Source organism: Actinoplanes sp. NPDC024001 (assembly GCF_040638955.1).
Taxonomy (GTDB): Bacteria; Actinomycetota; Actinomycetes; order Mycobacteriales; family Micromonosporaceae; genus Actinoplanes.
On the sequence record NZ_JBEZZB010000113.1, the window covers coordinates 1 to 23329 of the forward strand.

The window sequence follows — 23329 nt, forward strand, 5'->3', positions numbered from 1 at the left end:
CATCATCGGCGTGGGCCTGTCCGGCACGCTCTGGCTGACCCTGTTCTGTCTGGCGTTCGCCGGCGCCGCCGACATGATCTCCGGCATCTTCCGGACGGCACCGCTCCTCAGGGCATGGCTGCCGGCCCGGATGGCGGTGCGGCGCGTGGTGGCCGCGCGGTTGTGGGCCCGGACGCCGGCTCTGGCCTCCCGGTTCGTGGGCAGGGTGGGCGTGGCCCGGTTCAGGGGATGGGTGCCGGTCCGCAGGCGGGCCCGGACAGTGGTCCGGCGCGCAGCCGTGGTGGCCGTGCGGTCGTCGGCCCGGACGGTGCCGATCTCGATGCTGACGGCCCGATTCGTGGTCAGGGTGGGCATGGCCCGGTCCCAGGCCTGGACGGTGGCCCGGCGCGCGGTCGTGGTGGCCGTGCGGTTGTCGGCTCGGATGACGCTGATCATGGTGCTGACGGCCTGGCTCGTGGGCAGGGTGGGCACGGCCCGGTCGGCATGGGCACCGGCCCGCTGGCGAGCCCCGACGGTGGCCCGGCGCGTGGCCGTGGCGGCGCTGGACGCGCCGTCGTGGACGCCGATGGCCAGGGCGCTGACGGACCGGCGCGAGGACGCGGCGGAGCCGGCCGCGCCGTGGTGGGCGCTGACGGCGGGATGGGTGCAGCTGCTGGTGGGCGCGCCGTGGTGGGCGCTGACGGCGGGATGGGTGCAGCTGCTGGCGGTCGCGCCGTGGTGGGCGCTGACGGCGGGATGGGTGCAGCTGCTGGCGGTCGCGCCGTGGTGGGCGCCGACGGCGGGATGGGCGCAGCCGCCGGTGGCCGCGCCGCGGTGGGCGCTGAGAGCGGGACGGGCACGGCCCCGGGCGGCCGCGCCAAGGTAGGCATGGACGGCGGCCCTGCTCAGGGCTTGGCCATGGACATGGGCGCCCCCGCAGGTGGGCGCGCCGCAGTGAGCCCGGACGCGGACAGCGGACCCGGGATGCCCGGCCGCGCCTCCGTCCCCCCGCCCGCCGGTGCCGGCGACGGGCTCGCGCCCGGCCGCGCCACGGCAGGCGTCGATGACGCGCGGAGCGGTGCGGTAGGCGTACCCCGATCGGGTGACCGCGAAAGCGGTCTGCGCGGCGCCGGCGCCGAGCTGCGGCAGAAGATGCGCAGCGAGCGGCAGCTGCGGCAGGTCACCCTGATGTCGCTGGCCGCGCTGGTGCTGCTGGTCCTGCCGGCGATCTTCGGGATCCGGGCGCTGACCAGCGACCCGGTCTTCTCGTCGCTGGACGACCTGAAGGTTCCGGCCTGGGCCGCCACGAAGGTCGAGGATCAGGGCAGCGGCAGCCGCTGGTGTTTCCTGGACTGCCGGTTCCGGGAGCGGATCGCCGAGTCGGAGAAGCCGTTCGCGGACACCTCGAAGGCCTACACCACGGCGCTGGCCGAGGCCGGCTGGAAGCAGTGGAAGGTCGCCGAGTGCCCGGAGACGCCGGTCAACCCGGACGAGGGCGCCTACAGCTGCTGGCAGCGTGACGAGTTCACTCTGGATCTCTATGTGAGCCTGCCGGGCTGCGCGGTGGAGCAGGCCCTGCCGGAGGCCGGAAACCCGGAAGCGGCCACCGCCGAGCAGTGTGTCGGATCGACGGTCAACATCAAGGTGCGGAACACGATCACCGACGAGCGGGGCAAGACCGACCAGGCGCCCGGCCCGGTCGGGGTCACTCCGGACCCGACCTTGCCGCCGGACTCACCCCTCTTGGAGCCGACACCCGAGGCGTCGTGACGCGCGTGGTGGTCACGGACGGTAGGGTCTGCTAGTTGTCCCGCCGAACCCGTGACCACCCGAATAGGAGACGCGCCACATGGAAGCCGGAGAAATCGCAGGTCTGATCGCGGCGGGTGCTTTCGGCATGCTCGTGCTCGTGCTCGCCGTGCCGATCCTGAAGCTGGGCCGCACCGTGGATGCCGCCACGCGCGCGATCAACGACGTGGTGGACCGGACCGGCCCGCTGCTCACCAACGTGAACACCACGGTGGAGAACGTGAACACCGCTCTCGGTCAGGTCCAGGTCTCTTTGGACGGCGTCAACATTCAGCTGGCCAAGGTCGACACGATGACCGAGCACGCCCAGAACATCACGGCCAACGTCGCCAACCTGGTCACGGTTGTCTCCGCCGCCGCGGCCAACCCGCTGGTCAAGGTCGCCTCTTTCGGGTACGGGCTGCGTAAGGCGGCCGCCGCGCGCCGCCACGCCGAGGACGAGCGTGAGGTCCGTGCCGCCATCAAGCAGCGCCGCAAGGCCGGTCGCTGAGCCGCAAGGGGAGATCCGTCATGAAACGCCTGCTCTGGCTCGGCGTCGGCCTGGCCGTCGGCGCCATCGTCGTCCGCAAGCTCAACCAGAAGGCCAACGAGTTCACCCCGAGTGGGATCGCCACCTCACTGTCGGAATCCGCTGGCGGGCTCGTCGAATCGCTGCGTAGCTTCGTGGATGACGTCCGCGACGGCATGGCCGAGCGGGAGCAGCAGATCCACGAGGCGTTCGCCGCGGGGGAGCTGTACGAGGACAAGTTCGCCGAGCTTCGCGAGGACGCGGGGCCCGGCTCGCAGGAGGGGATTCGATGAAGACGGCGGAAGTCAAGCGGCGCTTCCTGGCGCATTTCGAGGCGAACGGGCACACGGTGGTCCCGAGTGCCCCGCTGCCGGCCATCGACGACCCGAACCTGCTGTTCATCAACGCCGGCATGGTGCAGTTCGTGCCGTTCTTCCTGGGCCAGCGCACCCCGCCCTACGACCGGGCGGCGAGCGTGCAGAAGTGCATCCGCACCCCGGACATCGACGAGGTCGGCAAGACCAGCCGGCACGGCACGTTCTTCCAGATGAACGGCAACTTCTCGTTCGGCGACTATTTCAAGGCGGGCGCGATCCCGCTGGCGTGGGAGCTGTCCACCAAGCCGGTCGAGCAGGGCGGCTTCGGTCTCGACCCGGAGAAGATCTGGGCGACCGTCTACCTGGACGACGACGAGGCGATCGAGATCTGGAAGCAGACCGGTCTGCCGGCCGAGCGGATCGTGCGCCGCGGCAAGAAGGACAACTTCTGGTCGATGGGCATCCCCGGCCCGGCGGGCCCGTGCTCGGAGCTCTACTACGACCGCGGCCCCGCCTACGGCAAGGAGGGCGGCCCGGAGGTCGACGAGGACCGGTACCTGGAGTTCTGGAACCTGGTCTTCATGCAGCACGAGATCACCGACGTGAAGTCGAAGGAAGAGTTCACGATCGTCGGTGACCTGCCGAAGCAGAACATCGACACCGGCATGGGCCTGGAGCGCATCGCGTCGATCCTGCAGGGCGTCGACAACCTCTACGAGATCGACGAGGTCCGGCCGATCCTGGCGAGGGCCGCGGAGATGACCGGCAAGCAGTACGGCGCGCACTCCGGTCACGCGGCGAACCAGTCCCACCCCGATGACGTACGCCTGCGGGTCATCGCCGACCACGTGCGCACCGCGCTGATGCTGATCGGCGACGGTGTCGTGCCGTCCAACGAGGGCCGCGGCTACGTGCTGCGCCGGATCATGCGCCGGGCGATCCGCTCGATCCGCCTGCTCGGCTGGCAGGAGCCGGCGCTGCCGATCCTGCTGCCGATCGCGCGCGACTGCATGTCCCCGTCCTACCCGGAGCTGGCCGAGGAGTTCGGCCGGATCTCCACGTACGCGTACGCGGAGGAGGACGCGTTCCTCTCCACGCTGCGCGCGGGCACCACGATCCTGGACACCGCGATCACCGACACCAAGAAGTCGGGTGGCGGGCAGCTGTCGGGTGACAAGGCGTTCCAGCTGCACGACACGTACGGTTTCCCGATCGACCTGACCCTGGAGATCGCGCAGGAGCAGGGCCTGCAGGTCGACCAGGAGGGTTTCCGCCGGCTGATGGCGGACCAGCGGGCCCGGGCGAAGGCGGACGCGGCGGCGCGCAAGACCGGCCACGCGGACCTGAGCGCCTACCGGGGCGCGCTGGACGCGGGCGGTCCGGTCGAGTTCACCGGCTACCAGGAGGTCACCCGCGAGTCGCGGGTCCGGGCGCTGATCGGTGACCAGGGCCGGATCGAGGTGGCCGGCGAGGGTGACTTCGTCGAGCTGGTCCTCGACACCACCCCGTTCTATGCCGAGGGTGGTGGCCAGCAGGCCGACACCGGCCTGATCAACGTGGGCGGTGGCCGGCTCGAGGTCGTCGACGTGCAGCAGCCGATCCCGGGCCTGATCGTGCACAAGGCGCGGGTCGTCCGCGGTGAGGTGCGCGCCGGCGAGACCGGCTACGCCGAGATCGACATCGACCGGCGCAAGGCGATCTCCCGCTCTCACACCGCGACGCACCTGGTGCACCAGACGATGCGCAACTTCCTCGGCGAGTCGGCGACCCAGGCGGGCTCGCTGAACGCGCCGGGCCGGCTGCGGTTCGACTTCCACACCCCGGGCGCGGTCAACCCGTCGGTGCTGTTCGACGTCGAGCAGCAGATCAACGAGGTGCTGCTGCGTGACCTCGAGGTGCACGCGTTCATCACCTCCCAGGAGGAAGCGCGCCGGCTCGGCGCGATGGCGCTCTTCGGTGAGAAGTACGGCGATGAGGTCCGCGTGGTTGAGGTCGGTGACTACGCGCGTGAGCTCTGCGGCGGCACGCACGTGGCGCGCTCCGGCCAGCTCGGTCTCGTGAAGATCCTCAACGAGGCGTCGATCGGCTCCGGTGTCCGCCGGGTCGAGGCGCTCGTCGGCATCGACGCGTTCGGCTTCCTGGCGAAGGAGCACCTGCTGGTGTCCCGGCTCGCCGAGCTGTTCCGGGTCCCCGGCGACCAGGTGGCGGACCGGGTCGAGCAGACCGTGACGGCGCTGCGCGACGCGGAGAAGGAGCTGGAGAAGCTGCGGGCGCAGATGGTGCTCGGCGGTGCGGGCGCTCTCGCGGACCAGGCGAAGGACCTGCGCGGTGTGGCGTTCGTGGGCACCGAGGCGCCCGAGGGGGCGGCCGGCAACGACGTCCGTACTCTCGCGCAGGAGATCCGCGGCAAGATCGACGCCGCGCGCCCGGCGGTGGTGGCGGTGGCCGCCCGCGCCAATGGCAAGGCGTCGCTGATCGTGGCGCTCAACGCCGCGGCGAAGAGCCGCGGCCTGTCCGCGGCGGACCTGGTCAAGGGTGCGCTGTCCGGCCGGGGCGGCGGCAACGCCGACCTCGCGCAGGGTGGCGGCCTGCCGGCTGCGGAGGCGCCGCGCCTGCTGGCCGCGGTCGAGCAGGCCGTGGCGGACGCCGCGTAACCACTCTGTTTCAGCAGCGGCCCCGTCACACTTGGTGACGGGGCCGCTCTGTGTGCAACAACCGCCACGCTGTGCGGATAGCAATATTGGGTGATCGACGACTACTCTACGCGTCGGATCTTGAAAGGTGGGCCTCCGTGACGCAAGGCTTCGCCCGGGGCGTGCGCCTCGGTGTGGACGTGGGACAGGTGCGGATCGGTGTCGCGAAGTGCGACCCGGACGGCATTCTGGCCAGTCCGGTGGCGACCGTGCCGCGCGACCGGGAGACCGGGGAGGACGGCACCCCGAAGGACATGCTGGAGCTGGCCCGGCTGGCCGCCGAGCACGAGGCGGTCGAGCTCGTGGTGGGGCTGCCGGTGGACCTGAGCGGGCGGGAGGGTGTGGCGGCCGGCCACATCCGGGCGTACGTGCAGCGGCTCACCCCGGTGATCGCGCCGATCGCGGTGGTGCTCTCCGACGAGCGCATGTCCACCGTGGTTGCCAGCCGCCGGCTGTCCGAGCGGGGCGTCCGGGGCAAGCGCCAGCGTGCCGTCGTCGATCAGGCGGCCGCCGTCGAGATCCTGCAGAGCTGGCTGAACGCGCAGCGGAGGCGGGAGTAGTTGAGCGACGAGGTAGGTTTCGCGTTCGAGGGTGTGGACCGGGGCCGGTGGCGGCATCGCAAACCTGAGGGGCCGGGCCGGAGCCTCGTGGCCGTCGCCCTGGCGCTGATGCTCTTCGGTGTTGTGGGCGGTGGCGCCTGGTTCGGCTACCAGCAGCTCTTCGGCGCGGCGGATTACGCCGGCCCGGGTACGGGTGAGGCGGTCGTCGAGGTCGGCGAGGGTGATTCCGCCACCGAGATCGCCGGCGCTCTGGAGAAGGCGGGCGTGGTGAAGAGCGCCGCGGCGTTCGTCGACGCTGCAAAGGACAATACCGACAGCAAGAACATTCAGGTCGGATCGTACGTCCTGCGCAAGGAGATGAAGGCCAGCGACGCGGTCCTCATGCTGCTGGACCTGAAGAACAAGAAGGTCAACAAGGTCACGCTCCCCGAAGGGCTCACCTACCTCCAGGTCTACGAGCGGCTCGCCAAGGCGACCGGCATCGCGGTGGACGAGTTCAAGGCGGCCGGCAAGGAGCCGCAGAAGCTCGGCGTGCCGGCGCTGTGGTTCAAGCGGACCGACGGCAAGAAGGTCGACAAGACCAACATCGAGGGCTTCCTGTACCCGGCGACCTACGAGCTGCCCAAGGACGCCACCGCGACGGACGTCCTGAAGCTGATCATCAAGAACTTCAACGCCGAGATGGCCGAGATCAAGTTCCCGGAGACGGTGGCCGCCAAGCTCAAGATCTCGCCGTACGAGGCGCTCGTGGCGGCGTCGATCGCGCAGGTCGAGGCGCTGCTCGACGAGGACATGGGGCCGGTGGCCCGGGTGCTCTACAACCGCGCCTACACCGGTAACTTTCCCTGCGAATGCCTCCAGTTGGACAGTACGGTCAACTACTGGCTCCGGTTGAGCGGCAAGGAGGCCAAGTCGTCCGACAAGCTGCTCGAGTCGGAGCTGCACGACCCGAAGAACCCGTACAACTACGACGTCAAGGGGATGACGGTCGGTCCGATCAGCAATCCCGGCGATGTGGCTCTCCGGGGTGCGATGAACCCGGCGAAGAGCAAGAACTACTTCTTCGTCACGGTGAACGAGAAGGGTGCCATGGCGTACGGCGAGACCTACGACGACCATCGGCGCAACATTCAAAAAGCGTGCAAGAACGGCATTCCGATCTGCTGACGGCGTTTCGTGGGCAACCCAGGAACGTTGAGCAGAGTGCTCGCGACGCAGAGTGATCGATCGGCGATCACACGGTGGCGGGGGTGGGCGGCAGGCCATCGATGTGGGTATGGTGCGCGTCAGTGCCGGGTGCAGTCCTGGCCGACGGGGAGAAGGGCGATCGCGGTCACTGCCCGTAAGGGGGCAGGTGGGATCGCGGTCGTCGAGCGGTGAACCGCGGAGGCAGACGACATGATCGACGAGCTGGATGTGGCGTTCGATGAGGACGCCGAGCGGAGTAGACCGCGGCGCCATCGGGCGAAGAAGGGTGGCGGCCGGTCGGCGGTCGCGTTCGCGCTGACCTTCGTTCTGCTGGCCGCCCTCGGAGGCGGTGTCTACTTCGGCTACACCAAGGTTCGCGGCTTCTTCGTCGCCGCCGACTACGACGGCCCAGGCTCCGATCCGGTGCAGGTCACGGTGGCGAAGAACGCGTCGCTCACCGAGATCGGCAACGAGCTCGTCAAGGTCGACGTCGTGAAGAGCACGAAAGCCTTCACCAACGCGGCTGAGGAAGAGCCACGCAGCAAGAACATCCAGTCGGGGACGTACAACCTGCGCAAGCAGATGGCGGCCAAGGACGCGGTGACCCTGCTGCTCGACCCGAAGGCGCGGGTCGCCAAGGGTGTCACGATCCCCGAGGGCACGTCCGCCAAGAAGACCTACGAGCTGCTCGCCAAGGCGACCGGCATCCCCGCGGCCGACTTCGCGGCGGCCGCCAAGGACCCCGAGGCGCTCGGCATCCCGGACTGGTGGTTCAACCGCACCGACGGCAAGAAGGTCTCCAAGACCGTGGAGGGCTTCCTCTTCCCGGACACCTACGAGTTCGACCCGAAGGCGAACGCCTCGCAGATCCTCAAGACCATGGTCGAGCACTTCCTCACCGTCAGCGGTGAGCTGGAGTTCGCCGACGGGGTGCAGAAGAAGCTGGCCGTCTCGCCGTACGAGGCGCTGATCGTGGCGTCGCTGTCGCAGGCGGAGGCGGGCATCGCCGAGGACCTGCCGAAGATCTCCCGGGTGGCCTACAACCGGGCCTACAAGGAGAAGATCCCGCTGCAGTTCGACGTGACCACGAACTACTGGCTGGAACTCAACGGCAAGGACCCGAAGCACTCCGGTCAGCTCCTCGCGAAGGAGATGGAGGACCCGAAGAACCCGTACAACACGGAGGTTGTGAAGGGTCTGCCGATCGGTCCGATCAACAGCCCGGGGCGCGCCGCGCTGGCCGGTGCCCTGAACCCGCCGGCCGGACCGTGGCTGTTCTTCGTGGCGGTCGACCCGAAGACCAAGAAGTCCAAGTTCGCGGTGACCAACGAGGAGCACGACCGCAACATCCAGGAGGCGTGCCGCAACGGCATCCCGCTGTGCTGACGGCAGCGTCGGACAGCTGACAGGGGCTGGAGGGCGGCGCGACACCGCGCCGTAGAGTGGGCGCGTGCAGAGCCAAGACGAGACCACGTCCCGCGGCCGTAAGGCCGCGGTGTGCGGTAAGCCGATCGCCCACTCGCTCTCCCCAGTGATCCACAATGCCGGGTTCGCTGCCGCCGGCCTCACCGGCTGGACCTACGAGACGCTCGAGTGCGCCGAGTCCGAGCTGCCCGACCTGGTGGCCGGGCTCGGCCCGGAGTGGGCCGGCCTGTCGCTCACCATGCCGCTCAAGGAAGCCGCGCTGCGGATCGCCGACGTCGCGTCGCCGGTGGCGATCGCCGCGGGCGTCGCGAACACGCTGGTGCGGCAGGAGGACGGCGCCTGGCACGCCGACAACACCGACGTCGGCGGCATGGTCCGGGTGCTGCGCGAGGCCGGGCTCGGCGTCAGCCGCGGCCGGCACGCCAAGAAGGAGGCGCCCCCGCGGATCACCGTGCTCGGTGGCGGCGGCACCGCGCGGGCCGCGCTCGCGGCCGCCGCGGAGCTGGGCGCGGAGACGGTCACCGTGGTGACCCGCCGGCCCGAGGCCCGCGAGGAGCTGGAGCCGGTCGCGGTCGCCCTCGGCCTCCGGCTGGAGGGCGTCGCCTGGGACGACGCGGTGAGCGCCTTCGAGGCCGACGCGGTCGTCGCCACGGTGCCGAAAGGCGCCGCCGACCACCTCGCCGACCAGGTGAAGTGGCGGGCCGGGAGCGTCTTCTTCGACGCTCTCTACGACCCGTGGCCGACGCCGCTGGCGACTGCGGCGACCGCGCAGCAGGTGCCCGTCTTCTCCGGGCTGGACCTGCTGCTGGCTCAGGCGCTGGGCCAGTTCGAGCAGTTCACCGGGGTGGCCGAGGCCCCCGAGGAAGCCATGCGGGCCGCCCTGGACGAAGCTGTCCGAAACCGCTGATCACCACGCTCAGCAGGGCCGCCGCGGCGAAGCCGAGGATCACGATGCTCATCGGCACGCCCTGGCCGGGATCACCCAGCCCGGCCAGCGGCGCGGCCGCCGACGCGATGACCGACTGGACGCCGCCGAGCAGCGCGGCCGCCGCCCCGGCGCGTTCTGGGTACCGGTCGAGCGCCAGCGCCGCCGTGTTCGGCTGGATGATCGCGATCGCCCCGACCAGCAGGAAGAGGCCGGCCGCGAGGATCATCAGGTTCCCCGCCACAGCACCGGCGAGGGCGAGCACGCCTGCCGTCGACTGCACGCCCAGGCCCAGGAACATCAGCCGGCGCAGGCTCCAGCGGTTCAGCAGCAGGTTGTTCGCCTGGCTCAGGATGATCAGGCCGACCGCGTTCACCCCGAAGAGCAGGCTGTAGGTGGTGGGCGACAGCCCGTACCCGTCCTGCAGGACGAACGACGACCCGGAGATGTAGGCGAACAGCGCCGCGAAGGTGAAGGACTGCGCGAGCGCGTACCCCAGGAAGATCCGGTCGGTGAAGAGAGCGCGCGCCGTGCGCGCGATCGTGCCCAGCCCGCCGCTGCTGCGCCGCTGCTGCGGCAGCGTCTCCGGAAGCCCCACCGCGACCAGCACGGTGAGCAGCACCGCGATGACGCCCAGCGCGACGAAGACGCCGTGCCAGGAGGTCAGCCCCAGCACCAGGCTGCCCAGGCTGGGCGCCGCGATCGGCGCCAGGCCGAAGACCAGGGTCAGGCTGGAGAAGAGCTTCGCGGCCGCGGCGCCGGAGCTGACGTCACGGACCACCGCGCGCGCCACCACCACGCCGGCGCCTCCGGCGAGACCCTGCAGGAAACGCAAGCCGGTCAAGACCGGCGCCGACGGCGCCAGAGCGATCAAAAATGACAGTACGGCGTACGCGGCGAGCCCGAGAATCACCGGCCGCCGGCGCCCCCACCTGTCGCTGAGCGGCCCGAACAGCAGCTGGCCCACCGCCATGCCGACCAGGCAGGAGGTCAGCGACAGTTGCACCTCGGCGGCGGAGACCTCCAGGTCACGGGCGATCTCGGGCAGCGCCGGCAGGTACATGTCCAGCGACAGCGGCCCGATCGTGGTGATCAGCCCGAGGATGACGACCAGCAGCACCCGGTTCGTCCCCGGCTCGGTTCGCACTGTCACGGCGCGAATTTACTTCGATGACGATTGTTTCCCGGCCGCATGTGACCAGGGACTCCCGGAGAGCGGGACACCGCTGCCCGCATACCGGGCGCCCGGCCGGACGTGCCAAACTGTTGCCGTGTTGCGCTGGCTTACCGCAGGTGAATCGCACGGACCGGCTCTCGTCGCGCTGCTGGAGGGTGTTCCCGCCGGGGTGGAGGTGACGAGTGCGGACATCACCCGTGACCTCGTGCGCCGCCGCCTGGGTTACGGGCGCGGCGCCCGGATGAAGTTCGAGCAGGACGAGATCGAGGTCATCGGCGGTGTCCGGCACGGCGTCACGCTGGGCAGCCCGGTGGCGATCCGGGTGGGCAACACCGAGTGGCCCAAGTGGCAGACCGTGATGGCGGCCGACCCGGTGGACGCCGAGGAGCTGGCCGCGCAGGCGCGCAACGCCCCGCTCACCCGCCCGCGGCCCGGCCACGCCGACCTGGCCGGCATGCAGAAGTACGGGCACACCGACGCCCGCCCGATCCTGGAGCGGGCCAGCGCCCGGGAGACCGCGGCCCGCGTCGCCGTCGGCGTGGTCGCCAAGAAACTGATCAAGCAGGCGCTCGGGATCGACATCGTCTCGCACGTGATCGAGCTCGGCTCGGTCGCCGCGAAGCCCGGCCTGGTCCCCACGCCCGACGACTTCGACCGTATCGACGAGGACCCGCTGCGCTGCCTCGACCCGGAGGCCAGCGCCCGCATGGTGGCCGAGGTCGACGCCGCCAAGCAGGACGCGGACACCCTCGGCGGCATCGTCGAGGTCCTCGCCTACAACGTTCCGCCGGGCCTCGGCTCACACGTGCAGTGGGACCGCAAGCTCGACGCCCGGCTCGCCACCGCGCTCATGTCGATCCAGTCGGTCAAGGGTGTCGAGATCGGCGACGGCTTCACCCAGGCGCGCTCGCGCGGCTCGGTGGCCCACGACGAGATCGTCCCGACGCCGGACGGCGTCAAGCGGGTCACCGACCGGGCCGGTGGCCTGGAGGGCGGCATCACCAACGGTGAGCCGCTGCGGGTCCGCGCCGCCCTCAAGCCGATCTCCTCGCTGAACCGGGCGCTGCAGACCGTCGACATCATCACCGGCGAGCCGGCCACCGCGATCAACCAGCGCTCCGACGTCTGCGCGGTGCCGGCCGGCGCGGTGGTCGCCGAGGCGATGGTCGCCCTGGTCCTGGCCGAGGCGGCGACCGAGAAGTTCGGCGGCGACTCGGTCGCGGAGATCCGCCGCAACCTGACGTCGTACCTGGAAGCGCTGGTCATCCGCTGATGGCCCCGGTCGCCGTCCTGGTCGGGGTGATGGGCGCGGGCAAGTCCACCATCGGCGCCGCGGTGGCCGCGACCCTCGGCGTCCCGTTCGCCGACACCGACACGATCATCGAGGAGCGGGCCGGCAAGCCGATCCCGGAGATCTTCGTCGACGACGGCGAGGCCGCCTTCCGCGAGCTGGAGCGCGACGTGGTCGCCTCGTCGCTGCGCGACTTCGGCGGAGTCCTCGCCCTCGGCGGCGGTGCGATTCTCGACGACGGTACGCGGAAGCTGCTCGCCACGCAGACGGTGGTCTACCTGTCCGTGGAACTGACCGACGCGATCAAACGGGTCGGGCTCGGGGCGGGCCGCCCGCTGCTGGCGATCAACCCGCGGGCCACCCTGAAATACCTGCTGGAGCAACGGCGCCCGCTCTACCTGGAGGTGGCGGCGCACACGGTCACCACCGACGGCCGGGACGCGGAGGAGATCACGGCCGAGGTCGTCGCGCTGCTCCGGACATAATGGATCGTGGACTCGTTCGGGGCGCGGTTGCGGCAGGCCCGCCGTCGGCGCTTCGTCGGGCGCGACGCCGAGCTGGAGCTGTTCCGGGCCGCGCTGGCCGACCCGCCCCGGGTGCTCTTCCTGCACGGTCCGGGAGGGATCGGCAAGACCACACTGCTCGGTGAGTTCGCCGAGATCGCCGTGGCCGAGGGCGCCACACCGGTCCGGGTGGACGGCGCCGAGGTGGACCCGGCACCGGCCGCACTGCGAGCGGCGCTCACCGTCCCGGACCATCGGCCGGTGCTGCTGCTCGACACGTACGAGGCGCTGGCGCCGCTGGACCCCTGGATCCGTGAGCGTCTGCTGCCGGCCCTGCCGGCTGACGTGCTGGTGGTGCTCGCCGGCCGGGAGCCGCCTTCGCCGCGCTGGACCACCGACCCGGCCTGGCGTGACGTGCTGCGGGTGGTCGCCGTCCGCAACCTCGCCCCGGCCGACGCCCGCGCCTACCTGCGGATCGAGGGGGTCGAGCCGGAGCTGCACGACCGGCTCGTCGAGATCACGCACGGGCACCCGCTCACGTTGTCGCTGCTGGCGGACGCGGCGCCGGAGTCCTGGACCGACGTGCCGGACGTGCTGCGTGCCGCGATCGAGCGGATCGTCGACGACGTGCCGGGCGCGCGCCACCGGCAGGCCCTGGAGGTGGCCGCGCACGCCCGGGTGACCTCGGAGGACCTGCTCCGGGCGGTGCTCGGCGGGGACGACACCGGGCAGCTGTTCGACTGGCTGCGCACCCGCACCTTCGTCGAGGAGACCCGGCGCGGCCTGCAACCGCACGACCTGGTGCGCGACGCCCTCGACGCGGACCTGCGCTGGCGCGACCCGGCGCGCTATGCCGCCCTGCACCGGACCGTGCGCAACCACTCCTTCGAACGGGTCTGGCAGACCGAGGACGAACGCGAGCAGCACCGCCGGGTCGTGGACGCGCTCTTCACCACCCGGGCCAACCCGCTGATCGCCCCGTTCTACCGATGGGCCGGGGTGGACGAGGCCTATGTCGACGACCTCCAGCCCGGCGACCGGCCGGCGCTGCTCGCCCTGACCGGCCGGCTGCAGGGCCCGGAGCAGGCCGCCCACCTGGCCCGGTGGCTGGACGCGCAGCCCGGCCGGTTCCGGGTCTTCCGCGGCCCGGACGGCGAGCCGATCGGGTACGCGGGCTGCCTGCGCCTGGACACCGCCGACCCCGCCGACCGGGACGCCGATCCGGGCACCCGCGCGATGTGGGCGCACGCCACCGCCCAGGCGCCGCCCCGCACCGGCGAACAGGTCGTCGCCTGGCGATTCATGCTGGACCGCGAGCATCACCACGACCGCTCGGCGTCACGCGTCCTGGCCGCCGCGTGGGGCGTCCGCGAGATCCTCTCCCGGGGCCCCACGGCATGGGAGTTCTTCGGCCTCTACCAGGACGCCGAGCAGTGGGCCCCGGTCTACGCCTACATGGACTTCACGCGCGCCTCGGCCGCCGACTACACCGTCGGCGACCTGACCTTCCCGGTCTTCGCCCGCGACTGGCGCGGCTCCGGAGTGGACGCCTGGCTGGACAACGCCCTGCGCCAGGACCTCGGTGCCGCACCCGGCCCGACGGCGCCGCAGGCCCTGGTCCTGTCCCAGCCGGAGTTCGCGGCGGCCGTCCGCGCGGCGCTGCGCGACCTGCGCTCGGACGACCGGCTCGCGGAGAACCCGCTGCTGCGGTCCCGGTTGACCGGCGGCCGGGCGGACCGGCTGCGCGAGCTGATCGATGCGGCCGCCGAGAGCCTGCGCCCCGACCCCCGGCTGCACCGCGTGCTCGACCGGACCTTCCTGCGGCCGGCGGCCACCCAGGAACGGGCCGCCGAGGCGCTGCACCTGTCGTTCAGCACCTACCGGCGGCATCGGGACCGGGCTGTCGAGCGCGTGGTGGCGTACCTGTGGGAGCGCGAACTGCACGGCGAATGACCAGCGATTGACCTGTCGGGTGGACACCCGCGGCGCGCAGCGTGACCCCATGCGAATCAACGGAACGAACGCGGTGGTGCTCGGCGCGGGCATGGCCGGCCTGCTCGCCGCCCGGGTGCTGGTGGAGTCCTTCGAACGGGTGACCGTCGTCGAGCGCGACGAGCTGGAGCCGGGCGTGGAGAGCCGGCGCGGGGTGCCGCAGGGCCGGCACGCGCACGGGCTGCTGCCACGCGGCTGCGAGATCCTCGGCGAGCTGTTCCCCGGCTTCGAGGCGGAACTCGTCGAGGACGGGGCGGTCCGGGCCGAGCTGCTGGCCGACTTCCGGTTCACCTTCGGCGGGCACGTGCTGCGGCAGGCGCCGATCGGCGTCTCGGTGGTGCAGGCCGGCCGGGAGTTCCTGGAACGGCACGTCCGCGACCGGGTACGCGCCCTGCCCGGAGTCACCCTGCGCGACGGGTGCGACGTGGCGGGCCTGGTCACCGAGGGGGACCGGGTCACCGGGGTCCGGGTGGTCAGCCGCCGCCCGGGCAGCGCGGAGGAGCATCTGGGCGCGGACCTCGTGGTCGACGCGATGGGGCGGGGCGCCCGTACGCCGGCCTGGCTGGACAAGCTCGGCTACCCGCGCCCGACCGAGGAGGAGTTCAAGATCTCGGTCGGCTACGCCAGCCGCCTGCTGCGCCTGCCGGCCGGCGCGGAGCTGGAGAAGGCGGTGGCCGTCGGCGCGGTGCCGGGCCGCCCCCGCGGCATGATGCTGCTCGCCGTCGAGGACGGCCGCCGGCTGCTCACCCTGGCCGGGATCGGCACCGCGAACCACCCGCCCACCGACGACGAGGGCTTCCTCGACTTCGCCGCTTCGGTGGCCCCCGCGGACGCGCTGGACCTGATCAAACGCGCCGAACCGGTGAGCCCGGTGGCGCTGCACCGATATCCGTCCTACATCCGCCGCCGGTACGAGCAGCTGGTCCGCTTCCCGGACGGGCTGCTGGTCATCGGGGACGCGCTGTGCAGCTTCAGCCCGGTCTACGGGCAGGGCATGACGGTGGCCGCCCTGCAGGCGGTCGCCCTGCGGCGAAGTCTCGCGGCGGGCCCGGCCGGGCTGGCCCGCCGCTACTTCCGGGCGGCGGCCCGCGAGATCGACCCGGTCTGGCGGATGGCGATCGGCGCCGACCTGGCGCTGCCCGAGGTGCCCGGGCGCCGCAGCCTCGCGGGCCGGGCGATGACCGCCTGGGTCGGGCGGGTGCAGGCCGCGGCCGCCCGGGACGCCGCCGTCGCGGAGCAGTTCATGCGGGTCACCGGCCTGCTGGACCCGCCGGCCCGGCTGGTGCATCCGGCCCTCGTGCGGCGTGTGCTGTCCGCGGGATGGAACTGAGCCGGGTTGTCACCGTGCTGTCACCGGGCCGCCGATAGGGTGACGGCCGTGGTGACGCGGATTCCGGTGACGGGTGACCGTCCATATGACGTGATCGTCGGGCGCGGCCTGGAGGGCGAGCTCCCCGGGCTGATCGAGGGCGCCGCCCGGGTGGCGGTGCTGCACCCACCCACGCTGCGCGAGCGGGCCGAGGCGGTCGCCAAGGCGGCCGGGGTCGCGACGGTGGTGCCGATCGAGGTGCCCGACGCCGAGGCCGGCAAGTCGATCGAGGTCGCCGCCCGGTGCTGGGACGAGCTGGGGGCGGCCGGCTTCACGCGGACCGATGTCGTGGTGGGTGTCGGGGGTGGAGCGACCACCGACCTGGCCGGCTATGTGGCCGCCGCGTGGCTGCGGGGAGTGCGCTGGGTGCCGGTGTCGACGTCGGTGGCCGGCATGGTCGACGCCGCGGTCGGCGGGAAGACCGCGGTCAACATCGCCGCCGGCAAGAACCTGGTGGGTGCCTTCCACCCGCCGGCCGGCGTGCTCTGCGATCTGGACGCACTGGACACCCTGCCCGCCGAGGACATCGCGGCCGGCCTGGCCGAGGTGGTCAAGGGCGGCTTCATCGCCGACCCGGAGATTCTCTCGCTGATCGAGGCCGACCCGGCCGAGGCGGCGAACCCGCGCGGTGACGTGCTCCGCGAGCTGGTCGAGCGCAAGGTCCGGGTGAAGGCGCACGTGGTGAGCGTCGACCTGAAGGAGTCCGGGCTGCGGGAGATCCTCAACTACGGGCACACCCTCGGGCACGCGATCGAGCGCCGCGAGAGATACACCTGGAAACACGGGCACGCGATCTCGGTCGGCCTGGTCTTCGCCGCCGAGCTGGGCCGGCTCACCGGGCGGCTGGACGACGCCACCGCCGACCGGCACCGCGACATCCTGGAGTCACTGGGCCTGCCCACGTCATATGCGGCAGATGCCTGGGCCGACCTGCTGCCCGCGATGCGCGTCGACAAGAAGGCGCGCGCCGCGACCCTGCGTTTCGTGGTCCTCGACGGCCTGGCGAAACCGGGCATCCTGGCCGGCCCCGACGAGGCCCTGCTGGAGCGGGCCTACGCGGCGGTGGCCCGATGATCTACGTGCTGAACGGGCCCAACCTGGGCCGCCTGGGGCTGCGCGAGCCCGGCGTCTATGGCTCGGCGACCTACAAGGACCTGGTCGAGATGTGCCAGACCGTGGCCGACGACCTCGGCATCACGGTCGAGGTCCGGCAGACCAACGCCGAGCACCAGATGCTGGAGTGGCTCTACCAGGCCGCCGACGAGGGCGCCGACGTGGTGCTCAACCCGGGCGCCTGGACGCACTACAACTACGCGGTGCGCGACGCCTGCGCGATGCTGCGCGGCAAGCTGGTCGAGGTGCACATCTCCAACATCCACACCCGCGAGGAGTTCCGGCACCATTCGGTGATCTCGGCGGTCGCGACCGGCGTGATCGCGGGTCTCGGTTTCGACGGATACCGGCTTGCCTTGGAACACATCGCACGGTAGGCCCGATTCGCTCCGGGCACGTTCACGCCGGTAGACTCGTTCGGTCACCGGCACGTATCAAGATCAAGGCAGACAGGGCTCTAGACAAACATGGCTTCCACCAACGACCTGAAGAACGGCATGGTGCTCAACCTCGACGGGGAGCTGTGGGCCGTCGTTGAGTTCCAGCACGTCAAGCCGGGCAAGGGCCCCGCGTTCGTGCGAACCACGCTCAAGCACGTGCTGTCCGGCAAGGTCGTCGACAAGACCTTCAACGCGGGCACCAAGGTCGAGACCGCGACCGTGGACAAGCGCACCATGCAGTACCTCTACCAGGACGGTGAGGACTTCGTCTTCATGGACCTGGACACCTACGACCAGATCCACGTGTCCGGCGGCACGGTCGGTGAGAACGCCAACTACCTGCTGCCCGAGGCCGAGGCCGTGGTCGCCACGCACGAGGGTGTGCCGCTCTACGTCGAGCTGCCGACCAGCGTGTTCCTCGAGGTGACCTACACCGAGCCGGGCCTGCAGGGCGACCGCTCGACCGGCGGCACCAAGCCGGCCACCGTCGAGACCGGCGCGACCGTCCAGGTCCCGCTCTTCATCACCACCGGCGAGAAGATCAAGGTCGACACCCGCGACGGCCGCTACCTCGGCCGCAGCTGATGGCCGAAGGTCCCAAGAAGGATCGGCTCGCGCGTCGCAAGGCACGCAAGCGAGCGCTCGACGTCCTGTTCGAGGCCGATCTGCGTGACCTGCCGCCGAGTCAGGTGCTCGTCACCTACCTGGACCGGATCGCCAAGCCGCACCCCGACCACCTGGGTTACGCGGTCACCCTGATCGAGGGTGTCGCGAAGAACCTGGACCGCGTCGACGAGCTGATCGCCAGCTACGCCGAGGGCTGGACGATCGACCGCATGCCGACGGTCGACCGCAACCTGGCCCGCATCGCGGTCTACGAGCTGCTCTACGAGCCGGAGATCGACGACCCGGTCGCGATCACCGAGGCGGTCGAGCTGGCCAAGGAGATGTCGACGGACGACAGTCCGCGCTTCCTCAACGGTCTCCTCGACCGGATCGCGGCTTTCGCTACACGCTGAGCGTTTCTGGGAACGGCCCGGGCCTTCGGCCCGGGCCGTTCGCCGTCTGCCGGTGGCAACACAGAGCGACGAGCGCGGCAATCGATACGCCGGATCCGGGTTCCGTTTCGCCGGCGATCACACGGCGTTGCCGGCCTGCGCTGGCGAGAGGCTCAGACGGCGCGGCGGCCGACGCGCGAAGGCTCGCGGCGGGGGATGCGCGAAGGTTCGCGGCGGGGGATGCGCGAAGGTTCGCGGCGGGGGATGCGCGAAGGCTCGCGGCGGGGATGTGCGAGAGCCCGCGGCGGGGGATGCGCGAGAGCCCGCGGCGGATGCGCGAAAGCCCGCGTCGGGGGGCGACGCGGGCTTCAACGGGGGGCGTTACAGATGGTGCGGTAAAGCGACGACTCAGCTGGCGAAGAAGGCGCGCGGGTCAGCGACCAGGACGCCCTGCTCGGTCAGGCGCTCGATGAGGCCGGACGGCGAGATGTCGTAGACGATGGCGAGCGCGCGCAGGTCGTCGGCGCGGATGGAGAGGACGCGGCCGTTGTAGTCGCCGCGCTGCTGCTGGATGGCTCGGGCGTACCGCGCCACGTAGGCGAGGTCTTCGCCGGTGGTGTCGTACAGCTTCTCGAGGTCCAGAACGATCTTGTTGGTCGCCTCGAGCCGGATGCCGCTGCCGTCGGGCAGCAGCTCGGACACGGGAACACGGTAGAAGTCGGCCAGTTCGGCAAGGCGCGACACGGTGACCGCTCGGTCGCCGCGCTCGTACGAGCCCACCACGACAGCCTTCCAGCGGCCGTTGGACTTCTCTTCGACGCCTTGCAGGGACAGGCCCTGCTGCTGGCGGATGGAGCGCAGGCGAGCGCCCAGCGACTTCGCGTACTCAGACGGCATATGGACACTCCCGGTACTGTGCTGGCCCGCGAGGGTTCCGTTTCCTCGCGGATCGCTACGCTGCGTGACGGTACGGAGTTTGCGACCGCCGGTCAAGTGTTGGTTACCGATGAGTCGTCGCACTCGCACCGAAGTTCCCTGCACCAGGGCTGTTTCGGGTCAGGCACGTCACCATGGTCAACGCCTCGTCCACTGGTAACGTAGCGTCAGCCATGCGGGCATCCGAAAACAGGGTCGCCCGTATCAGACGTCCTTTAACGACCCGTCCCGTGAGGCGGGGAAGGAGGTCCGCCGTGGCACAACCACGCGCTGACGCACCTAGCAAGATCATCTTGGCCGGGTCCGACCTGCACCGGGTCGTCGACCGCATCGCCCATCAGATCCTCGAGAAGACCTCGGGCGCCACCGGCACCGTGCTGCTGGGCATCCCGACCCGGGGCGTTCCGCTCGCGCACCGGCTCGCCGCCCGGATCCACGCCTTCGAGGGCGTCGAGGTGCCGGTCGGCTCCCTGGACATCACGCTCTACCGCGACGATCTGCGCATGCGCGCCACCCGCGCGCTCGGCAAGACCGAGATGCCGCCCGGCGGCATCGACGGGCTGCGGGTGATCCTGGTCGACGACGTCCTCTTCTCCGGCCGCTCCGTGCGGGCCGCCCTGGACGCCCTGAACGACGTCGGCCGCCCCAGCTCGGTGCAGCTCGCGGTCCTGGTCGACCGCGGCCACCGCCAGCTGCCGATCCGCGCCGACTACGTGGGCAAGAACATCCCCACCGCGCTCAGCGAGAGCGTGAAGGTCGCGCTCACCGAGGTCGACGGCACCGATGAGGTCAAGTTGATCGGAGGCCTGACGTGATCAAGCACCTGCGCTCGGCCGCCGACCTGGACGCGGCCACCGCCACGCTGATCCTGGACACCGCCGCCGAGATGGCGGCGCTCTCCGGCCGCGAGGTCAAGAAGCTGCCCGCCCTGCGCGGGCGCACCGTGGTCAACCTCTTCTACGAGGACTCGACCCGGACCCGGATCTCCTTCGAGGCGGCGGCCAAGCGACTCTCCGCCGACGTGATCAACTTTTCCGCCAAGGGCTCCAGCGTCTCCAAGGGCGAGAGCCTCAAGGACACCGCGCTGACCCTGCAGGCGATGGGCGCCGACGCCGTGGTGATCCGCCACTCGGCGAGCGGCGCGCCGCACCGGCTGGCCAACTGGGTGGAGGGCTCGGTGGTCAACGCCGGCGACGGCACCCACGAGCACCCCACGCAGGCGCTGCTGGACGCGTACACGATGCGCTCTCGCCTGGGCCGTCTTGACGGCCTGAAGGTGGCCATCGTGGGTGACGTGCTGCACAGCCGGGTGGCGAGGTCCAACGTGCTGCTCCTGACCACGCTGGGCGCACAGGTCACCCTGGTCGGTCCGCCCACCCTGATCCCGCTGGACGTCGCCGCCGCGCTCGCCGAGAAGACGCAGGTGAGCTACGACCTGGACGCCGTTCTGCCGGACAGCGACGTGGTGATGATGCTGCGGGTGCAGACCGAGCGGATGCAGGACTCCTACTTCCCCTCCGCCCGCGAGTACAGCCGCCGCTACGGGCTGGACATGCTGCGCATGAAGAAGCTCCCGGAGCACGCGATCGTGATGCACCCGGGCCCGATGAACCGCGGTATGGAGATCGCGCCCGAGGTGGCCGACTCCCCGCGCTCCACGATCGTCGAACAGGTCGCCAACGGCGTCAGCGTCCGGATGGCCGTCCTCTACCTGCTTTTGGGAGGCAAGTGATGGCGTACCTGCTCAAGGGCGTCTCGGTTCTCGGCGGTTCGCCGACCGACCTGTTGATCAAGGACGGGGTGATCGCGGAAGGCGCCGCCCAGGGCGCCGAGGTGATCGACGCGTCCGGACTGGTCGCGCTCCCCGGCCTGGTCGATGTGCACACCCACCTGCGTGAACCGGGCCGTGAGGACGCCGAGACGGTCGAGACCGGCTCGCGGGCGGCGGCGAAGGGCGGTTACACCGCGGTCTGCGCGATGGCGAACACCTCGCCGGTCGCCGACACCGCCGGCGTGGTCGAGCAGGTCTGGCGACTCGGCCGCGAGGCCGGCCTGGTCGACGTGCAGCCGATCGGCGCGGTCACCGTCGGCCTGGCCGGCAAGCAGCTGGCCGAGCTGGGCGCGATGGCCACCTCCGCCGCCAACGTGCGGATCTTCTCCGACGACGGTTTCTGCGTCGCCGACCCGAAGCTGATGCGCCGGGCCCTGGAGTACGTGAAGGCGTTCGACGGCGTCATCGCCCAGCACGCCGAGGAGCACCGCCTCACCGAGGGCGCCCAGATGCACGAGGGTGAGGTCAGCACCCGCCTCGGCCTGACCGGCTGGCCGGCGGTCGCCGAGGAGGCGATCATCGCCCGCGACGTGCTGCTCGCCGAGCACGTCGGCAGCCGCCTGCACGTCTGCCACGTCTCCACGGCCGGTTCGGTCGAGGTGCTGCGCCAGGCCAAGGCGCGCGGCGTGCGCGTCACCGCCGAGGTCACCCCGCATCACCTCCTGCTCACCGACGAGCTCGCGGCCGGCTACGACCCGGTCTTCAAGGTCAACCCCCCGTTGCGTACGCGCAGCGACGTGGAAGCGCTGCGACAGGCGCTGGTGGACGGCATCATCGACGTGGTCGCCACCGATCACGCGCCGCACGCCGTGCAGGACAAGGAGTGCGAGTGGGCGTACGCGCGACCGGGCATGCTCGGCCTGGAGACCGCGCTGCCGATCGTGCTCAGCGTCTTCGGTGAGAAGTGGGACCTGATCGCCGACCGGATGTCGATCGCGCCGGCCCGCATCGCCGGGCTGGAGGGGCACGGCGGGGACCTGACGAAGGCCGGTACGCCGGCCAACCTGACGCTGGTGGATCCGAAGGCGCGCTGGGTCGTCGACCCGGCCGGCCTGGCGAGCCGCAGCCGCAACACGCCGTACGCGGGCATGGACCTGCCGGGTCGCATCGTCGCGACCTTCCTGCGGGGCGAAGCGACGGTTCTGGACGGGAAGGTTGTCAAATAATGGCAAAGGCGATCCTCGTTCTCGAGGACGGGCGGACGTTTTCCGGCACCTCCTACGGCGCAACCGGGGAGACGTTCGGTGAGGCGGTGTTCACCACCGGCATGACCGGCTACCAGGAGACGCTGACCGACCCGTCGTTCCACAAGCAGGTCGTGGTGCAGACCGCCCCGCAGATCGGCAACACCGGCGTCAACGACGAGGACGACGAGTCGGACCGCATCTGGGTGGCCGGCTACGTGGTCCGCGACCCGGCCCGCCGCCCGTCGAACTGGCGCTCGAAGGGTGACCTGGGCGAGCGGCTGGCGGCCGAGGGCATCGTCGGGATCAGCGGCGTGGACACCCGCGCCCTGACCCGGCACCTGCGCGAGCGCGGCGCGATGCGGGTCGGTGTCTCCAGCGTCGAGACCGACCCGCAGGCGCTGCTGGAGCGGGTCCGCAATCAGCCGCAGATGCTCGGCGCTGACCTGTCCGCGCAGGTGACCACCGCCGAGCGCTACACGGTCCAGGCCGAGGGCGAGCACCGTTACACGGTCGCCGCGCTGGACCTGGGCATCAAGCGCAACGTGGCCCGCCGGCTCGCCGCCCGCGGCGTCACCACGCACATCTTCCCGGCCTCCTCGTCGATCGAGGACCTGCTCGCGGTCAGCCCGGACGCGGTGTTCTTCTCGCCCGGCCCGGGTGACCCGGCGACCGCCGACGGCCCGGTGAGCCTGGCCCGTGAGGTGATGCGCCGCGAGGTGCCGCTGTTCGGCATCTGCTTCGGCAGCCAGATCCTCGGCCGCGCGCTCGGTTTCGGCACCTACAAGCTCGGCTACGGCCACCGCGGCATCAACCAGCCGGTGCTCGACAAGACCACCGGCAAGGTCGAGGTGACCAGCCACAACCACGGTTTCGCGGTGGACGCCCCGCTGAACACCGTGATCGACACCGACTTCGGTGGTGTCGAGGTCTCACACGTCTGCCTCAACGACAACGTGGTCGAGGGCCTGCGGGGCATCGACGTCCCCGCCTTCACCGTCCAGTACCACCCCGAGGCCGCCGCCGGCCCGCACGACGCCGACTACCTGTTCGACAGGTTCGTCGAGCTGGTCGAGAAGAAGGGCTGACCG

At 71.1% G+C, this 23329-nt stretch carries 23 protein-coding genes; 21 read left to right on the plus strand and 2 right to left on the minus strand.

Annotation, left to right across the window (positions count from 1 at the left end; translation table 11 throughout):
* The 9 genes from AB0F81_RS34175 to AB0F81_RS34215 form a co-directional block, all read left to right on the plus strand.
* Positions 1-865: hypothetical protein (locus tag AB0F81_RS34175; protein WP_360203960.1), on the plus strand; the 865-nt coding region annotated here is incomplete at its 5' end.
* A 32-nt stretch (positions 866-897) separates the two neighbouring features.
* Positions 898-1749, plus strand: a complete 852-nt coding sequence (locus tag AB0F81_RS34180) for a hypothetical protein (protein ID WP_360203962.1) — start codon at positions 898-900, stop codon at positions 1747-1749.
* Positions 1750-1828: 79 nt separating this feature from the next.
* Positions 1829-2278 (plus strand): DUF948 domain-containing protein, encoded by a 450-nt coding sequence (locus AB0F81_RS34185; RefSeq protein WP_360203964.1) that lies wholly within the window; start codon positions 1829-1831, stop codon positions 2276-2278.
* 20 nt (positions 2279-2298) lie between these two features.
* Entirely contained in the window at positions 2299-2589 is a 291-nt protein-coding gene (locus AB0F81_RS34190; protein ID WP_360203965.1) for a hypothetical protein, read from the plus strand.
* On the plus strand, positions 2586-5267 hold the full coding sequence (gene alaS / locus AB0F81_RS34195) for an alanine--tRNA ligase (protein WP_360203967.1): 2682 nt from the start codon (positions 2586-2588) through the stop codon (positions 5265-5267). The genes AB0F81_RS34190 and alaS overlap by 4 nt, the downstream gene beginning before the upstream one ends.
* A 137-nt stretch (positions 5268-5404) precedes the next feature.
* A complete protein-coding gene (gene ruvX, locus AB0F81_RS34200) occupies positions 5405-5866 on the plus strand; it encodes a Holliday junction resolvase RuvX (RefSeq protein WP_360203968.1) in 462 nt (153 codons plus the stop codon).
* Entirely contained in the window at positions 5867-7033 is a 1167-nt protein-coding gene (mltG, locus tag AB0F81_RS34205; RefSeq protein ID WP_360203969.1) for an endolytic transglycosylase MltG, read from the plus strand.
* 231 nt (positions 7034-7264) lie between these two features.
* Entirely contained in the window at positions 7265-8440 is a 1176-nt protein-coding gene (mltG, locus tag AB0F81_RS34210; RefSeq protein WP_360203970.1) for an endolytic transglycosylase MltG, read from the plus strand.
* Between the two features lie 64 nt (positions 8441-8504).
* Positions 8505-9386: a shikimate dehydrogenase gene (locus tag AB0F81_RS34215; RefSeq protein ID WP_360203971.1), complete on the plus strand. Its 882-nt coding sequence runs from the start codon at positions 8505-8507 to the stop codon at positions 9384-9386.
* Here AB0F81_RS34215 and AB0F81_RS34220 read toward each other — a convergent pair.
* Positions 9316-10557 (minus strand): multidrug effflux MFS transporter, encoded by a 1242-nt coding sequence (locus AB0F81_RS34220; RefSeq protein ID WP_360203972.1) that lies wholly within the window; start codon positions 10555-10557, stop codon positions 9316-9318. The genes AB0F81_RS34215 and AB0F81_RS34220 overlap by 71 nt on opposite strands.
* Positions 10558-10675: 118 nt before the next feature.
* Here AB0F81_RS34220 and aroC point away from each other — a divergent pair, with 118 nt between their 5' ends.
* The 8 genes from aroC to nusB all read left to right on the plus strand — a co-directional run bounded on the left by aroC (position 10676) and on the right by nusB (position 18308).
* Entirely contained in the window at positions 10676-11854 is a 1179-nt protein-coding gene (gene aroC, locus AB0F81_RS34225) for a chorismate synthase (protein WP_360203973.1), read from the plus strand.
* Entirely contained in the window at positions 11854-12357 is a 504-nt protein-coding gene (locus tag AB0F81_RS34230; RefSeq protein WP_360203974.1) for a shikimate kinase, read from the plus strand. Before aroC ends, AB0F81_RS34230 begins: the two co-directional genes overlap by 1 nt.
* A gap of 6 nt (positions 12358-12363) precedes the next feature.
* On the plus strand, positions 12364-14328 hold the full coding sequence (locus tag AB0F81_RS34235) for an ATP-binding protein (protein WP_360203975.1): 1965 nt from the start codon (positions 12364-12366) through the stop codon (positions 14326-14328).
* A 49-nt stretch (positions 14329-14377) separates the two neighbouring features.
* Positions 14378-15697 carry an FAD-dependent monooxygenase gene (locus AB0F81_RS34240; protein WP_360203977.1) on the plus strand — a complete coding sequence of 440 codons (1320 nt, stop codon included), beginning with the start codon at positions 14378-14380 and terminating at the stop codon, positions 15695-15697.
* A 39-nt stretch (positions 15698-15736) separates the two neighbouring features.
* Positions 15737-16810 (plus strand): 3-dehydroquinate synthase, encoded by a 1074-nt coding sequence (gene aroB / locus AB0F81_RS34245; RefSeq protein WP_360203979.1) that lies wholly within the window; start codon positions 15737-15739, stop codon positions 16808-16810.
* The gene (gene aroQ, locus AB0F81_RS34250; protein ID WP_360203981.1) at positions 16807-17226 is read left to right on the plus strand and encodes a type II 3-dehydroquinate dehydratase; all 420 of its coding nucleotides are present in this window, start codon (positions 16807-16809) and stop codon (positions 17224-17226) included. The genes aroB and aroQ overlap by 4 nt, the downstream gene beginning before the upstream one ends.
* A gap of 90 nt (positions 17227-17316) precedes the next feature.
* Positions 17317-17874 (plus strand): elongation factor P, encoded by a 558-nt coding sequence (efp, locus tag AB0F81_RS34255; RefSeq protein ID WP_360203982.1) that lies wholly within the window; start codon positions 17317-17319, stop codon positions 17872-17874.
* Positions 17874-18308, plus strand: coding sequence for a transcription antitermination factor NusB (gene nusB, locus AB0F81_RS34260; RefSeq protein WP_360203984.1), 435 nt, complete (start codon positions 17874-17876; stop codon positions 18306-18308). The genes efp and nusB overlap by 1 nt, the downstream gene beginning before the upstream one ends.
* Before the next feature lie 387 nt (positions 18309-18695).
* Here the strand turns inward: nusB and AB0F81_RS34265 are convergent, their stop codons facing one another.
* The gene (locus tag AB0F81_RS34265) at positions 18696-19184 is read right to left on the minus strand and encodes a transcriptional regulator (protein WP_014446326.1); all 489 of its coding nucleotides are present in this window, start codon (positions 19182-19184) and stop codon (positions 18696-18698) included.
* 293 nt (positions 19185-19477) lie between these two features.
* On the opposite strand from AB0F81_RS34265, the gene pyrR reads away from it, so the two are divergent.
* The 4 genes from pyrR to carA are packed head-to-tail and all read left to right on the plus strand — an operon-like array spanning position 19478 to position 23326.
* Complete coding sequence (gene pyrR / locus AB0F81_RS34270; protein WP_360203987.1) at positions 19478-20038, plus strand: bifunctional pyr operon transcriptional regulator/uracil phosphoribosyltransferase PyrR; 561 nt, start codon at positions 19478-19480, stop codon at positions 20036-20038.
* On the plus strand, positions 20035-20955 hold the full coding sequence (locus AB0F81_RS34275; RefSeq protein WP_360203989.1) for an aspartate carbamoyltransferase catalytic subunit: 921 nt from the start codon (positions 20035-20037) through the stop codon (positions 20953-20955). Before pyrR ends, AB0F81_RS34275 begins: the two co-directional genes overlap by 4 nt.
* Positions 20952-22220, plus strand: coding sequence for a dihydroorotase (locus AB0F81_RS34280; RefSeq protein WP_360203990.1), 1269 nt, complete (start codon positions 20952-20954; stop codon positions 22218-22220). Before AB0F81_RS34275 ends, AB0F81_RS34280 begins: the two co-directional genes overlap by 4 nt.
* Complete coding sequence (carA, locus tag AB0F81_RS34285; RefSeq protein WP_360203992.1) at positions 22220-23326, plus strand: glutamine-hydrolyzing carbamoyl-phosphate synthase small subunit; 1107 nt, start codon at positions 22220-22222, stop codon at positions 23324-23326. The genes AB0F81_RS34280 and carA overlap by 1 nt, the downstream gene beginning before the upstream one ends.
* The last annotated feature ends 3 nt before the right edge of the window (positions 23327-23329 follow it).

Excerpts from the sequence above, each read along its gene's own strand:
- efp (WP_360203982.1), top strand. The coding sequence starts at position 17,317 with ATGGCTTCCACCAACGACCTGAAGAACGGCATGGTGCTCAACCTCGAC.
- AB0F81_RS34190 (WP_360203965.1), top strand. The coding sequence starts at position 2,299 with ATGAAACGCCTGCTCTGGCTCGGCGTCGGCCTGGCCGTCGGCGCCATC.
- carA (WP_360203992.1), top strand. The coding sequence starts at position 22,220 with ATGGCAAAGGCGATCCTCGTTCTCGAGGACGGGCGGACGTTTTCCGGC.
- AB0F81_RS34180 (WP_360203962.1), top strand. The coding sequence starts at position 898 with ATGGACATGGGCGCCCCCGCAGGTGGGCGCGCCGCAGTGAGCCCGGAC.
- alaS (WP_360203967.1), top strand. The coding sequence starts at position 2,586 with ATGAAGACGGCGGAAGTCAAGCGGCGCTTCCTGGCGCATTTCGAGGCG.
- AB0F81_RS34240 (WP_360203977.1), top strand. The coding sequence starts at position 14,378 with ATGCGAATCAACGGAACGAACGCGGTGGTGCTCGGCGCGGGCATGGCC.
- AB0F81_RS34230 (WP_360203974.1), top strand. The coding sequence starts at position 11,854 with ATGGCCCCGGTCGCCGTCCTGGTCGGGGTGATGGGCGCGGGCAAGTCC.
- AB0F81_RS34185 (WP_360203964.1), top strand. The coding sequence starts at position 1,829 with ATGGAAGCCGGAGAAATCGCAGGTCTGATCGCGGCGGGTGCTTTCGGC.
- AB0F81_RS34265 (WP_014446326.1), bottom strand. The coding sequence starts at position 19,184 with ATGCCGTCTGAGTACGCGAAGTCGCTGGGCGCTCGCCTGCGCTCCATC.
- mltG (WP_360203970.1), top strand. The coding sequence starts at position 7,265 with ATGATCGACGAGCTGGATGTGGCGTTCGATGAGGACGCCGAGCGGAGT.
- nusB (WP_360203984.1), top strand. The coding sequence starts at position 17,874 with ATGGCCGAAGGTCCCAAGAAGGATCGGCTCGCGCGTCGCAAGGCACGC.
- aroQ (WP_360203981.1), top strand. The coding sequence starts at position 16,807 with ATGATCTACGTGCTGAACGGGCCCAACCTGGGCCGCCTGGGGCTGCGC.